This is a genomic window from Desulfogranum japonicum DSM 18378, from assembly GCF_000429945.1.
Lineage (GTDB): Bacteria > Desulfobacterota > Desulfobulbia > Desulfobulbales > Desulfobulbaceae > Desulfogranum > Desulfogranum japonicum.
The window spans coordinates 177,930-192,623 of the sequence record NZ_AUCV01000005.1; the positions used below are offsets into that span (position 1 = coordinate 177,930).

12 protein-coding genes are annotated in these 14,694 nt (G+C 45.8%); 8 read left to right on the forward strand and 4 right to left on the reverse strand.

Translation table 11 applies throughout. The annotated features are described in order from the left end of the window. Window positions 1–28: 28 nt before the first annotated feature. Entirely contained in the window at window positions 29–916 is an 888-nt protein-coding gene (locus tag G493_RS0106445; RefSeq protein WP_028579718.1) for a DUF2971 domain-containing protein, read from the forward strand. A gap of 61 nt (window positions 917–977) precedes the next feature. Here G493_RS0106445 and G493_RS0106450 read toward each other — a convergent pair whose 3' ends face one another. Beyond that, entirely contained in the window at window positions 978–1,847 is an 870-nt protein-coding gene (locus tag G493_RS0106450) for a PfkB family carbohydrate kinase (protein ID WP_028579719.1), read from the reverse strand. 422 nt (window positions 1,848–2,269) lie between these two features. On the opposite strand from G493_RS0106450, the gene G493_RS0106455 reads away from it, so the two are divergent. From G493_RS0106455 to G493_RS31870, 3 genes are all read left to right on the forward strand, one after another. Further along, window positions 2,270–2,845 carry a thioredoxin family protein gene (locus G493_RS0106455; RefSeq protein WP_028579720.1) on the forward strand — a complete coding sequence of 192 codons (576 nt, stop codon included), beginning with the start codon at window positions 2,270–2,272 and terminating at the stop codon, window positions 2,843–2,845. 805 nt (window positions 2,846–3,650) lie between these two features. Next, complete coding sequence (locus tag G493_RS33340; RefSeq protein WP_153306444.1) at window positions 3,651–4,007, forward strand: hypothetical protein; 357 nt, start codon at window positions 3,651–3,653, stop codon at window positions 4,005–4,007. Further along, window positions 3,970–4,578: a MarR family winged helix-turn-helix transcriptional regulator gene (locus tag G493_RS31870; protein WP_051309062.1), complete on the forward strand. Its 609-nt coding sequence runs from the start codon at window positions 3,970–3,972 to the stop codon at window positions 4,576–4,578. Before G493_RS33340 ends, G493_RS31870 begins: the two co-directional genes overlap by 38 nt. A 319-nt stretch (window positions 4,579–4,897) precedes the next feature. Here G493_RS31870 and G493_RS28115 read toward each other — a convergent pair whose 3' ends face one another. Continuing rightward, window positions 4,898–6,625, reverse strand: coding sequence for a methyl-accepting chemotaxis protein (locus tag G493_RS28115; RefSeq protein WP_332308204.1), 1,728 nt, complete (start codon window positions 6,623–6,625; stop codon window positions 4,898–4,900). Between the two features lie 119 nt (window positions 6,626–6,744). Beyond that, on the reverse strand, window positions 6,745–7,140 hold the full coding sequence (locus G493_RS0106480; RefSeq protein ID WP_028579723.1) for a hypothetical protein: 396 nt from the start codon (window positions 7,138–7,140) through the stop codon (window positions 6,745–6,747). Between the two features lie 461 nt (window positions 7,141–7,601). On the opposite strand from G493_RS0106480, the gene G493_RS0106485 reads away from it, so the two are divergent. Together G493_RS0106485 and G493_RS31875 are read left to right on the forward strand one after the other, a co-directional pair. Next, entirely contained in the window at window positions 7,602–8,210 is a 609-nt protein-coding gene (locus G493_RS0106485; RefSeq protein WP_028579724.1) for a GGDEF domain-containing protein, read from the forward strand. 315 nt (window positions 8,211–8,525) lie between these two features. Continuing rightward, on the forward strand, window positions 8,526–11,213 hold the full coding sequence (locus G493_RS31875) for a hybrid sensor histidine kinase/response regulator (RefSeq protein ID WP_051309064.1): 2,688 nt from the start codon (window positions 8,526–8,528) through the stop codon (window positions 11,211–11,213). Here G493_RS31875 and G493_RS0106500 read toward each other — a convergent pair. Next, window positions 11,155–11,940, reverse strand: a complete 786-nt coding sequence (locus G493_RS0106500) for a substrate-binding periplasmic protein (protein ID WP_028579726.1) — start codon at window positions 11,938–11,940, stop codon at window positions 11,155–11,157. The genes G493_RS31875 and G493_RS0106500 overlap by 59 nt on opposite strands. Window positions 11,941–12,320: 380 nt before the next feature. On the opposite strand from G493_RS0106500, the gene G493_RS28125 reads away from it, so the two are divergent. Then, window positions 12,321–13,703, forward strand: coding sequence for an NAD(P)/FAD-dependent oxidoreductase (locus G493_RS28125; protein WP_035273850.1), 1,383 nt, complete (start codon window positions 12,321–12,323; stop codon window positions 13,701–13,703). Next, window positions 13,696–14,658, forward strand: coding sequence for an NAD(P)/FAD-dependent oxidoreductase (locus G493_RS28130; protein ID WP_051309065.1), 963 nt, complete (start codon window positions 13,696–13,698; stop codon window positions 14,656–14,658). The genes G493_RS28125 and G493_RS28130 overlap by 8 nt, the downstream gene beginning before the upstream one ends. The last annotated feature ends 36 nt before the right edge of the window (window positions 14,659–14,694 follow it).

A 14,694-nucleotide genomic window follows, 5' to 3' on the forward strand; every position in this document is an offset into this window, starting at 1 on the left:
GTCAGCAATACCCATTATGCGCTAAGTTATGAGAGAATTCGAAGAACTCACCTATACATTATTTGCCGATAGACCGCGGGGAGTACTCTATCATTACACGACCCTAACCGGCCTGCTGGGTATTGTGAACAGCCGGACATTATGGGCAAGTGATATCCGTTACATGAATGATTCCGCTGAATTAAAGCATGCAGGAGATCTGATTCGTCAAGAGGTGCAGGAGCGCATAACCAATGGCAGCCATCATCCGCATCTGTTGGGTGCATTCGTTGATTGGGTCACCCATCGCATCACGAACGGGCATTTATTGTTTGCCGCCTCTTTCCGTTCCCATGGCAATTTGTTGAGTCAGTGGCGCGGATACAGCTCCCACGGCAAAGGTGTCAGCCTTGGTTTTTCATCGGATTATATACTGGCATGCGCCCATCGGCAGGAGTTTCAGATCGGAAAGTGTATTTATGAACCTAAAAAGCAAATACGTTTGATAGGCCAGGTCATAGATGTCATTGAGCACGAAGTGGAGGGGCTTCTGTCCGGAAACGAGGATCGTCAGCAACTTACCGATATATACATGTCAGTTTTTGAAAGGGTAGAGGTAGACCTGCTGCGTATTGCAGCAATTCTTAAACACCCTTCCTTTCGTGAAGAGCGTGAGTGGAGGGTTGTTTCTCCGGTATGGACGGAGAAGAGGCCGTATGCGTTGCAATTCAGGGAAGCGAACGCCATGTTGGTGCCGTATATTGAGTTTGACCTGGTGCTCAATCCGGAATCTCCCATATTGTTGGACCATCTTTACCTGGGCCCCACGTCCAACATCAATATTTCGATGAATTCCATGCGGCTGTTTTTGGGCCAAAATAATATTGAGCCCAAGCTGGGTATAGAATATTGCCAGATTCCTTATCGGCAACGTTAATCCGGAGTACCGCGTTATCTGTCAGAGAAGGGAGGAGAGATGCATTCCACTCTTTGAGAGATCAGGCAAATTTTTCCTGTTCTATCCAGCTCCTGGTACCCAACGCTGTGCATGAGAGGCTGGCGACTTCAGCCGCTCTGGCCAGGCTGGTGAAGAAATCATGTTCCAGGATATAGTGACAGAAAGCACCATGGAGAATATCACCTGCGCCCAGTGTGTCCATGGCTTTGACCTGCATAATCGGTATTTCCTTGAGTGTACCGTTATCCCATGCCACAGTAGGACGTTCACCTCTGGTAACCGCTATATGCTTGATACCATACTGACGCAATGAGGCTATGAGCTCTGTTGCATTCTGACAGTCGGGAGGCATAAAGTCCTCAGAACATACAGCATAGTCTATATATGGAAGCAACTGCTCTTCTTCGTTCTTCCAGCTGCCTCCGTCAAGAACCACAGGGATGCCATACAGCTTGGCTGCTTTGGCTATGGCAACGGCCTCGGTTATGTAATGCCCATCAACCAGCAGAACATCGGCCAGTTCCAGGAATGGTTCATAGGAGGTTTCTTTTTTCAGGCGTCGGTGGTCAGAATTCGCATAGACAATGGTTCGTTGACCATTGGTGAGGTCAACGATAATGGATGACAGAACCGGTGGACGATCTGGTTGGTCAGACCAGTCGATGACAGAAATATTGTATTGATTGAGGTCCTGCTTGATCAATGCAGTGAGAGGATGGTGGCCAAGCCCGCTGATGAGTGTGCACTCATTTTCAAAAGCGGCAAAGGCTACCGCAGCATTGGCTGCAGGCCCTCCGGTTAAGCTCAACTGTCGTTCGGCTTTGAGTTTTTCGTTGAGAATGGGGTACCTGGGGACGTAGTTGATGATATCAACTGTTGTGAGACCGAAAAATATGCCTTTGAAAGCCATAGATGTGCATCTGTAGGTTAATGGTGAGTAAGATAAGGCTATTTTGTAAAAGTCTATGCCATTAAAATAGCAGAAAATTGGTGACTGTTCCAGCAAGAATTTATTTAAAACCGTCAGGTGCTGTCCATTTAGCCTACTTTGTATTACCTGTTTTTCTGTACAAGGGTGACAGCGGGCAGGCAATGTGGTGAAAAGGACACTGGAAAGCCCAGCATAAATGCTTATGATAGGTTGTATGTTTGTACCAGCTTATCATGGTACAAAGGGTAACTTGTTGCAAACAGACACGCTGCGCACGCCTGCTTGCAAAAAACTCAGGCCCCCTTGTAAGCAGCTACAAAGAAAGGAGAGTTGCCAGATTTAGTCACTTACCCTATGAGTAGTTACCACAAAAACCTATTGTCTTTCATGAGGAGAAATCCATGTCCCTAACTCCCTCAACCATGCTAGAACTTGGAACAGAAGCACCTGTATTTTCACTGCCTGATACCGAAGGCAAGATGGTGAGCCTGAATGATTTTGCCGATGCAAAAGGCTTTCTGGTGGTGTTTATGTGTAACCACTGTCCATATGTCATTCATGTTCGGGAACAACTTGCAGCTATCGGCAATGAATACCAGGCTAAAGGTATCGCAATGGTCGGCATCAATGCCAATGATTCTTCAACTCATCCTTTGGACAGTTATGAAAAAATGAAGGAGGAAGTGAAGAATACCGGGTACACTTTTCCCTATCTGCATGATGAAGCCCAGGAGGTGGCAAAAAAGTATAAGGCCGCCTGTACCCCTGATATTTTTCTTTTTGATCATGAAAAGAAATTAGTCTACCGAGGACAACTCGACGATGCCCGTCCAGGAAACAATGTCACAGTAACCGGCAATGACCTCAGAACTGCTCTGGATGCCGTGCTGAGTGGACAATCCATCCCGCCGGAGCAAAAGCCGAGTATGGGCTGTAACATTAAATGGAAAGCAGGTAATGAACCTTCCTATTTCTAATGGGTACGATTGGGGAGGAGGGGGCTGGACACCTCTCTCTCCCCTCTTTTTTAGCGTCACTATTTTGCGTTGCTGAGCCAATATTCTGTAAAACCTTGTCATAAATGATAGGGAGTCTTCAATTCTTTTGCCTTGGGGTGATCAGGGGCAGCCTCTGCTAAAGCTAACTGCTGGTTCCAGGTTTTTCGCATTTTTTCCGCTCCGGAAAATAGTTAATCTCATATTTTAAGCTGGTTACTTAATCAACTGTTTCAAAAATCGTAAAAAGATACCCTTAAAAGGTGATGTTTTATGTTAGATCAAAATGATGCTTCCTTGTGGATAGGCACCACTCAAATCAAGATACAGTTTGATCTCAGTAAAAATCACTCCCACTGTTTCCTCCGCGCATTTGAATTGCACCTTCTCTCCCTGCTCCTCCAGAAATAGGGCGTTTTCGCCTGGTGAAAGCCAGGCAGTAATCAGTCCGTTCCTTTACAGTCCCTGAATCCGTAGCATCCTGTATATAAATGATACAGGATGAGTAACTACACATAGGGTAAGTGACTCAATCTGCACCCCTCCTGTATTGGTAACTGGTTACAGGGGGCCTGAGTTTTTTGCAAGCAGGCTGGCGCAGCGTATGGACCGATACGTAAGCCAGGCTGATCGCGGAAAGATGGGGTGCACTGTGAGCAGTTGCCAATCTGAAAGGCAATTGTAAATTAGAAAGGTGCCTTTTTATATTGACAGTCTGGCGGAAAGATGTATTGTTGGTTTAAACGAAAGGTACCTTCTTAATAAAACACCTCATAAGGAGAAAAGTATGATAAAAGGAAAAAACAAATTACAACATAAAGGGCGTAGAAAATTTCAAGGACATGGATTCCCGGAAGTGGAAAGCTTGCAATGTGGTGGTGGGGCCAGGTCGTGTCGGGGAAGAGGAAGGGGAGGATATGGCAGACGTACTCCATCAGCTTCGGATTACATTTTAGCAGCTCCAAACTCAACTGATAGAACGGGAGTGAGTAATGCCGCATCATCAAGTGATGTGTATTCAGGGCATACAGGTATGACTGAATTCTGCCCTTTATGCAAAAATCATTGTTCACTTTCAGATCCCGGGTGCCGTAAAGGAGAGGCATATGCCGTATCAATGTCCTCCAGTCAGAGCGAGGTTTGAGAAGATGGGAGAACAGGTATACCCGGATAGCTCAACCAATGATAATCTTGTTACTCTTTTTCACAGGGCATCACGCATGATGGCAAGAGCATTTCATCGTCATGCCCAACCCCATCATGCCCAGGCAAGGGTATTATCCATTATCCAAGAGCATGGCTCCATCAGTCAGCGAGAACTGTTGGGAATTCTTGATGTGCGCTCTGCCTCTCTAAGTGAAGTGCTGGCAAAGCTGGAGAGAAACGGGATGATAGTTCGAGAGCGCAACCCGGAAGATAAACGTGGTTTTATAATCTCAGCGCTGGAAAAGAAGGAAAATACGCCGTTTCAGCGCGAACAGGGATTGGAGCATCCGGATACTGACCTGTTTTTCGGTTCACTGGAGACGGAAGAAAAAGAGCAACTGGCCTATTTGCTTCAAAAAATAATTCGTACTGCTGAACAGGATGGTTCCTTGTACGCATCAGGAAGACACCATGACATATGTTCAACCAGGGCAACAGGGAGAGGCCGTGGGCATGGGAAGAAATTTTCCGGAGGAAGGGGGGCGAGAAAGCGCTCCAGGCATAGCTGAAAAAAGCCTGTTTTCTGACGACCTCCTGGCAACCTTTCAGGAACGTTGGGGATTAGTACATCTGCTTGGGTGGTAAAATGGTGTAGATCACCAGTAACTGCTCTCAGTGCACCTGCTCTTTCTGGGATCAGCCTGGCTCAGGTATGCTCCAATACGCTGCGCCAGCCTGATTGCGAAAATCTCAGACACTCTGTAACCGGTTACAAATACAGGTGAGTTTCACGTTTATCCGTTTCCCCTACGAGTGGTTACGATCACAATAATAACGGCCTGAGCCCACGCCTTGCACCGCACCACTCCCGTACGCTGAGATACCCGGTTATACCTTGAACCTTGATACAAGGCTGGAGAGACTTTCCGCAAGATGTGACAGTTCATCTGCAGCAGTTCTAACATGTTCACTGCTCTGTTTGACATCCACAGCTCCTGTTGAAACCTCTTCAACCCCGCTTGAAACTTCAGCAGTTTTTTGACTGCTGCTCGCAATATTTTCATTTACCTCCATGACACCCGCAGAGGCCTGATTGACATTCTCCACAATTTCATTGGTGGTGATAGATTGTTCCTCCACAGCAGTGACAATTGCCTGTACAATGTCATTCACATCTGAAATGATTCTGGCTATTCCTCCCATATCCTCTATGGTGGTATTGGTTTGTGACTGAATTTCGCTAATGGCGTCGCGAATGCTGCCCGTTGCCTGGGCGGTTTCCCTTGCAAGTTCCTTGATCTCGTTTGCAACAACGGCGAAGCCTTTCCCTGCTTCACCGGCTCGTGCGGCTTCGATGGTGGCATTCAGTGCCAGCAGGTTGGTCTGCTCTGAGATTTCGGTTATGGTTTCGGTGATTTTTCCTATGGAGTTTGCCGCCTTACCAAGAGATTCTACTGCCTGCTGAGATTTTTGTGTTGTTTTAACAGCTTCGCTGGTGGTAGAACTGGCCCGAGCGCTGTTTTCCGCAATTTCTCTGATGGTATTTCCCATTTCCTCTGTGGCTGCAGCGATCATGCTGAGGTTGGTGGCCGATTCCTCTGAGGCTGCTGCAACAGAGTCCATGTTGGCTGATACTTCAGTTGCGTGACGGGTTGATTGCTGAGCTACTGCTGTCGTGCGATCCGCATTGGTGACAAGTTGTTCTGATATGGCGGCAAGTTCTGTGGCAGCCGATGCCAGAGACGATGACGACGTGTTGATTTCATTGAGAACAGCATTGGAGCTGGCAACCATATCATTAAGAGAGCTGGCAAGCTCACCCAACGCGTCTTTGGAGTGAACAGCAAAAGTGACTCTGTAATCGCCTTGGCCAACTTTTTTTGCGGTCTGTGCTATTGATTGTACTCTACCGTTTACAATTCTTATCAGCATGATGTTGAATAACACACCTACGCCCATGGTAATCAGTCCGATAATGATTGCCTCAATGAGAAGTTTTGTGTCCAGCCCTGCGATAATATCAGCATGGTTCATACCTATGCCGATCCAGAACCCCCATTCGTCATATTGGTCAATATAAGAAATTTTACTGACACCTTCCCAGGTATATTTATAAAAGCCACCCTTGTGATCTTTTAGCCCGGGAAGAAGATCAAATATACTTGTGTCTGCACCATATTTGGGGTGAATAAGAAATTCGCCTTTCTGGCCATAGACAAAAAAATAGCCAGGCCCCATTTTGGTGGAATTGATCAGTTCACGAACCTGTTTATTCAGCATGAGTTCGCCAACAAAGAGGGCGCCGATAATTTTTTTATCCTTATCGTAGAGAGGAGAGTATGCTGTAAGGTACCAGTCATCTACAACATAGGCTTTGCCGAGATATGTTTCTCCTCGCATAATAGCCTGATAGACCGGGCTGGAGGAATCAAGAAAAGTCCCCACGGCTCTGGCTCCGTCATCTTTAACCACAGAGGTGGATATACGGAGGAGTTTGTTGTCGGTCAACTGAAAAATAGTTGCTTTGGCTCCGCTTCTCCTGGAAAGTTCATCCACGTATTTCTTATCAAGAGTCAGGGGGTGCAGCCGGTCTATATTAAAAAACCACTTTTCTATCTGGCTATAATTGCGAAATTTTGAAAAAAGGCATTTTCAACAATTTGTCAAAAATGGCGATTTTTGGCATTAAAACACAATTATTGACAAATCATGGAAAAATGATGTTGTGTATCATGCTAATTTTCCTTATTTTCTTTTCTCCCTGTTTTTTTAGGAAGACCGGCTACACCCAGAGTCAGGGGATGTTTTCCCTTAATCATGACTGGAACCTGGAAATTGCCTACGAGTTTTTTCGATATATCGAACTGAACAGGTTCGCCACTCATGATATCGTTTTCAAAACTGGAAAGACTATTTTTAAGTTTAGCCTGAATTTCATAATTCAATGCCTTGAATGAGTGCATCATTGATTGATGTACTGTGAGTAAGCCTTCCTCTCCTAAATGATAAAGGCCATTTTTAGATGACTTGATTGAAAAAAAGGATAAAGAAGAAATCGTCAATAATGAAATAAAGAGAATAGCAATAAACATTAATGTTGTATATCTGACATTTTGAATTTTTTCTGTCATGTTAGTGCCTCCTCCAACTGCTGTCCTGTGCAGAGGGATATTTGTTACGAATACTTACCTTTTCTTACACTTATTGTAGCATTACATATCTGTTAAAAAAAACAGTTTTAGGGATGTTTACCATATATTTACCTCAGTGGATTTGTCGGGTAATTTTCTGTATTTATTTTGTGTTTTGTTCGTCGTCCTTGAGAAAGGGGGCGTTGGACAAAATGATACAGGACAGTGGTTATGGCAATTTGTGGTTTTGTGTAGCAGATATTCTTGTATATACTACTTGGAAGCAGGAAGAGAATGATAACTGATCACAGATACTCTACTGAGTTTCCCGCTTGTCGCTTACCTGTTCAAAATCGAGCTTGTCAAAATATGAAGCACCTGTGGTTGGTTACAGGGAATGAAGTGAGAAGTGGCGGGACCGATCCATTATCGGGAAAAAGCCTGTTGGATGAGATATCTGATTGTCCCATTTCAATGCTGTGGCTGAGCATTCCAGGCTGGCAATAGCCAGTCTGCGCCTTAAGGAAAATCTGCGTCGACAAGCCCTGAAAGATTCGCTCACCGGACTCTATAATCGCCGTTTTCTTATGGAAACCATTGAACATAGCGTAAGCAGAGCAAAGAGACATTCTTCCGGGTTAGGTGTTTTCATGTTGGATATTGATCATTTCAAAGTTTTTAATGATCAATATGGACATGGAATTGGTGATTTTGTTTTGACAGAATTCAGTTCCCTCTTGCAGTCAGTATTGCGTAAAGAGGATATCGCCTGTCGCTATGGTGGTGAAGAATTTACCGTACTGCTGGTTGATACGAAAAGAGAGTTGATAGCCGGTATTGCACACAAGCTTTGTGAATTCGTGAGAAACCATAGCTTCCATATTAATAGAACAGAATACGGCCCTGTTACGGTTTCCATAGGAGTTGCAACGTTTCCAGAAAACGGCAGTGTTTTTGAACAGTTACTGGATTCGGCAGATAAGGCGCTGTATGAGGCTAAAAATGCTGGAAGGGATCGAGTAGTTCTGGCGGCTTTTGAGGGAGAGGGTATTGGTCCGTATGTCCCATGAATTCAAAAGCTTAAAGGAACGCTCTCTGGGAATGCCTCTTTTCAGAGAGAAAATGATCGCAATACATAGTGCTTGGCTGTGTTTGTTTTCTGAAAATATTTGATCTTGAAAAAAAAAACTCTTTGCAGGCAACCTCTTTGCGGATAGACACGGAGAAATATTTCCATTTTTATTTTCTGTTCGCTATTATGTAGATAAGAAAAGTCAAAAATACAGGGTGATGTTGCGTTTATGGCTCTCAGGTTTAGAGTCGAAACGCAGATGGCTGTTGGCATAATGTCTTTGCAATTTTTCTCCAAAAGGCGCAGGCATTCCATGAAACTCGTGCACGGCTCCATCAGAAAAAAAATTACCATTCTTGTTCTTCTCGCAACCATGCCGGTCTTTCTCGCTTTGCTGGCCACGGGATTGTTGAGCAGGCGTCAAGCCGTTGACAGGGCTTGCGAAAATAGCATGCTGATCCTCCACGGCTTTGCCGAAGTTCAGCGAAGAGTGACTGAGTTTACTGGGAATTTACTGCATAGTGTTGCAGGCATACCGGATATTATTGAGTTGCATCCCCAACGTTCCGGCATCATTCTAGAGAATCTGCTTGCATCTCATTCCATATATCAAAATATTATTTTACTGAATGCTCAAGGCACATTGGTCGCTGCAGGAAAACATTCGGAACAACTGGAAAAAATTTCTTTTTCTCAACATAGCAGTTTCCTTCAATCGTTGAACTTCGATGGTGCTATTCCTGGGGAATTCATTTTCGGGTCAATCTGCGAAAAGCCAGTTGTGCCATGTGCTAAAGCTGTAAGAGATGGAGATGGTGAACTGCGTGGAGTTCTTGTCATAGCCATTGATCTCGGTCACTTGCGAAGAGTCCTTGAGCAAAGCAATTTTCCGGATGGTGCCTTTGTCGGATTGTGTGACCGGGAGGGTGTACGATTGTTTCGTTATCCTGCGCTGGAAGATACTCCGCAGGGAGCGCCTGTTGTGCATAAGGTTTTCCAAGCCGCCACCAGTACTACTGAACCTGATTCCCTGATTGTCAGAGCTTCTGATGGAAAGAAGCGAATCGTATCCTTCGAGCCACTGATCCTGCCGGGCCACTCTCAACCGTACATGTATATGTTCATGGGAAGGGACTATGAACTGGTCATGCGAGATGCCCACAACTTCTTTTTTCGTGTTATGGGTACAGCGTTGTTTTCCCTGGTTTTGACTCTTACCATTGGTTGGCTTGTGGGAAATCATGCCATCGGAAGTCATCTGGTGCGTCTGACCCGGCTGACCAAGACAGTGGGACAGAACAAATTTTCCGTTGTCAGCGGGTTGGACTATACCGATGGTGAGATTGGCTCTCTGGCTATGTCTTTTGATTCCATGGTGAGTCAGCTAGCGCGGAGAGAAATGGAACGAATAGAGGCTGACAACAAGTTACGGGCAAGCGAAGAGCGTTTTCGAAAACTCTTGGAAGATGTCTCGCTTATTTCCATTCAGGGATATGATGAACAACGCAGGGTGATTTTTTGGAATGATGCCAGTGAGAAACTGTATGGTTACAGTAAAGAGGAAGCCATCGGGCGCAGGGTGGAAGAACTTGTGATCCCAGAATCTATGCGTGATGAAGTTATACGCTTGCATTCCAGGTGGTTGGATTATGGAGAAAAAATACCTGCTGGCGAATTAATTTTGGTTGATAAATCCGGAAAAGATGTGCCCGTCTACTCGTCACATGTCATGGACCACAATATCTTTGGTAAGGAAATGTATTGTGTTGACATTGACCTGAGGCCATTGAGACGTTCAGAAGCAGACAGGCAGGAACTGGAAGCCCGTCTGCGTCAAGCCCAGAAAATGGAAGCCATAGGAACCCTGGCAGGTGGCATAGCCCATGACTTTAATAATATCCTGGCACCAATTGCTGGGAACGCTGAGCTTCTGTTGGCAGAATTTGCAGGGGACAATAAAGAGGCTCGGCAAAGTCTGGAGCAAATTCTTTCCAGTACCTTGCGCGCCAAAGAACTGGTCCAGCAGATTCTTTCTTTTTCACGTCAGGAGTCCATACATTATCAGCCAGTCAAACTGCAATCTGTCATCGAGGAGATAGTGCAGCTTCTCCATTCTGTTATTCCTCGAAATGTAACCATTATTTCAGAGCTTAATCCAGTATGTGACCCGGTAGTGGCAGATACGACCCAATTGCATCAGGTTATCATGAACCTGGCGACTAATGCGGTGTATGCTATGACAGAAGATGGCGGAGAACTGCATATCGGCCTGGATCAGTGTGAAATTGATGAGCACCGGTCACATATTCTTGGTATTCAGCCCGGTCCCACCGCATGTCTGAGTGTTGTGGATACAGGCAGTGGTATTCCCGAAGAACTGATCGATAAAATTTTTAATCCTTTTTTTACTACAAAGGAAAAAGGCATAGGGACAGGTATAGGGCTTTCCGTGGTCCATGAGATCGTAAAGCATATGAAAGGTTCTGTTACCGTCAAGAGCAAGCAAGGACAGGGAACAGAGTTTGTAATCTATATACCGACTGTAAAGGCTGTTGTAGGGCAGACAAAAGATGAACAGCGTTTGATGCGTGCTTCTCAGCCAGGGGAAAAAAGGATTTTACTGATAGATGACGAAGAAGCTATTTTGACGTTGAATCAACGTCTTCTGACAGGTCTGGGCTACGTTGTAACCTCTTTTAACAGCCCCATTGAGGCGTTGCAGGTCTTTACAGAAGAGCCCCACGTTTTTGACTTGGTTATAAGCGATGTCTCCATGCCGGAGATGTCAGGGGATACGCTGGTTACCGAGATCCTGCGAATTCGCCCGGAGATACCGATTATTCTGTGTACCGGATATTGTGAACGGATGGATGAACAAACAGTTCGAGCACTGGGAGTGAAGGAGGTGTTGATGAAACCTGTATCACTTAAGGAGCTTTCATTCATTGTCCATCGTCTTCTGGAGAAAGAGGAGGAGGGGCCTCCTGAGGGGAAGTGCTGAGGTGTTGCTCTCTTTCCATATAGCGCTCTATGATACTGCGTATTTCGCCTGATTCCACCATGATTTGAAAAACCTGCTCCAGTTCATTTGTCTGCTTCATGAGCTTTGATTTTCGAGAAATGGCCATGTAAACAGGGTTTTGCGAAGTGTATCTATAGGGGGCAATTTCTATTTTGTCCTCCAGGCCCATTTTACGTAACGTTGCAAAACCATATAGATCTGTCTGGATAACTGCATCAATTCTGTGTGCAATCAGCATGTTAAAGCGGCTTTCATCCCTTGTCGTGGCGTATTTGCGTAGTTTTTTATCGGCGTCGAAGCGGGGATAATATTTTGAATGGATTTTCACGCCAATGAGAAGTGAATACAAATCCTCAAATTTCTGCAGGCGGTATCCCTCACCTTTTCTCATGAAAAATAACTTGTTGGATATGGTGCTGTAAGGGGGAGAGAGAAAATAGGCGTATTTTTCCCGTACTGCGTTTTTAAATAGACCGCAGGACAGGTCTATCTCACCGGTTTGCAACTGGTTAAGTCGTCGTGCAAAAGGTACCCTTTTGCCTTGGAGCGTGGCATCGAATTTATCGGCTAAAGCTTTTGTGATTGCGTAATTGAGATCCAGGGTATTGGGAAAAGAGGTTTTCCAGATTTCCTGTTCAGCCCATGCTGAAGAGAGACTTCCACTGAAAAGTAACACGATGATGATTAGTATTTGCTTGATTTTCATGCTTCCACTTCTTTTGAGAACGTTGCTGTGCATTTCCTTGGGGGGAGCACGTGTGAAAGTGTCAATACGGCAACCTGACAGTTGCTAGTGTATCATGCAAGATTCGCTCCAGTAAACGTGGTGTCATCACGCCATTTTATAGAATGTATGGTTCTCTGGTTATTTTATCTCGTCTGTCTACCTTTGGAAAAAAATATTTTCAACGTTGAATCCAGGTCGTTGGAATCAATTTACATGTAATGCTCTTTATATAATGAAAATTGGTAGGTAAAGATTTGGTGGGATGTTTTTTTTGTGTTGACTGTTCGGTCACCGATTGTTACCAATAGGTCAATGGTGCTGTTGGTTATTTGATAAGCAAAAACATAGGTGAATCATTGATTGCTCAAGCTGATGTGGTCGTGATAGGCGGTGGCGTAGTTGGCTGTGCTGTTGCCAGGAAAATGGCCTTAGAGGGTGCCAAAGTCATCCTCCTGGAAAAAGGGGCTGACATCCTAGAAGGTGCCAGCAAGGGAAATAGTGCAATTTTGCATACTGGGTTCGACGCTCCTGTGGATACACTTGAGCAGGAATGCGTTGCTCTTGGCTATGCAAAATATCACGCAATACATAAAGATATGCATCTTCCTGTTAAAAAGACCGGCGCTATTCTGGCTGCCTGGTCAGAGGAAGAAGAAGCAAAATTTACAGGTATTTTGGAAAAAGCAAACCTCAATGGTGTGAAAGACTTGCGCATGCTCAGTAGAAAAGAAGTGCTGAACATTGAGCCTGCATTGGGCAACAGCCTTGTGTCTGCTTTGCTTGTTCCCGGAGAATCCATAATTGATCCCTGGTCTTCGCCACTGGCCTACTTAAAGCAGGCTGTTGAAAATGGAGGGCAGGCGATATTTAATGCCCAGGTTACTGGTGGGGAGTTTGCCAATGGAGAATGGGTGCTGCAGACTTCACAGGGCAAGGTTGGTGCGCGTTATGTGGTTAATTGTGCAGGGCTTTACGGTGACATTGTGGATGCCGCAGTCTTTGGTGAGGCTGACTTTACCATCAAACCGAGAAAAGGGCAGTTTGTGGTATTTGATAAGAGCGCAGGTTCGCTGTTGACCACCATTATTCTGCCTGTGCCTACGGAACGTACAAAAGGAATAGTTCTTTTTCCGACCATTTTTGGCAATGTTGTGGTTGGTCCAACCGCTGAAGAACAGGAGAGTCGTAATAAGGCATTTGTAGACAGGGACGTGCTACAATCCTTAATTAAACAGGCGGAATATAAACTGCCAGGGCTATCCGGCATGCCAGTTACTTCAACCTTTGCGGGTATACGGCCTGCTACGGAAAAATCCCCTTATAGAATCAGAAAGCGTGCGGAATGTAACTGGTTGACTCTGGGAGGAATTCGATCCACAGGCCTTACCGCAGCCCTGGGGCTGGCCGAGAAGTCCTTTGAATGGTTGCTTGAATTTGGAGCTTCATTTAAAGCTGTTCAGGCGCCGATTATTCCTGTTATGCCCAATCTTGCCGAGCATCTGCCTCGTGATTACACAAAGCCGGGATATGATGAGATTGTCTGCCATTGTGAAATGGTAACGGATAGGGAGATTAAGGAAGCAATGTCTGGAAGTGTACCTGCCGGAAACCTAGGAGGACTGAAGCGAAGAACACGCGTCACCATGGGGCGTTGCCAGGGGTTTTATTGCTCCGCACGCCTGGCTGAATTGACCAAAGGAAAATTAGAAGATTCATTGGAAGTAGGAGTCGCACATGACTAAAGATGTTCTGGATATGACCTGCGATGTTGCCATAGTTGGTGGCGGTCCTGCTGGTCTGGGGGCGGCTGTTGCCTTGAAACAGGCTGGTGTGGCCAACGTTACGGTTCTGGATCGTGAGTCAGAACCTGGCGGTGTTCCCCGGCACTGCGGTCATCCTCCCTTTGGCATTGTTGAGTTCAAGCGGATATGCTCTGGTCCTGTGTACGCCCGCAGGCTTGTGCAAAAGGCCAGGGAAGAAGGTGTTAAGATACTTTCACGAACCACGGTTCTTGCATTGCATCCTGGTGGCGAGCTGTCCATAGCGTCGCCACAGGGGCAGGGAACCGTTACAGCTTCAAAGGTCGTGCTGGCAACCGGAGTGCGGGAAACGCCACGAGCCGCACGACTTGTCTCTGGTGGCAGGATGCATGGTATCTGCACTACTGGAGCATTGCAATCCATGGTCTATCTGAAAAATCTTATTCCTTTTCGAAAACCGGTTATCATTGGCTCTGAAATTGTCAGCTTTTCTGCATTGCTGACATGCAGACGTGCTGGGATAAAGCCTGTGGCGATGTTGGAAGAAAATGCGAGCCCTTCTGTCGTCTGGCCTGTTAAGTATGCGGCCGCTTTACTGGGCGTCCGTCTGCAGTGTGAATGCCAACTGCTTTCCATTTACGGGAATGAACGGGTAGAAGGAGTGCAGATACGCGATAGGTTTGGGGTTGTCAGGGATCTTGAATGTGATGGGGTGCTGTTTACCGGGGCATTTACTCCCGAGGCGTCGTTGGTTCGGATGAGTCATCTGCAAAGCAATAAGACCAGTGGCAGTCCTGTAATAGATGAGACGGGGCATTGTTCTGATTCTGCATATCTCGCTGCCGGTAATCTGCTATCACCTGCGAATGTGGCTATGAAATGCTGGGCTGATGGGCGGAGGATTGCACGTAGTATCTGTTCGGAGATTGCAGCCTGATACTGATTTCTGAGAAATCGTCTACAGCTGAAGTGC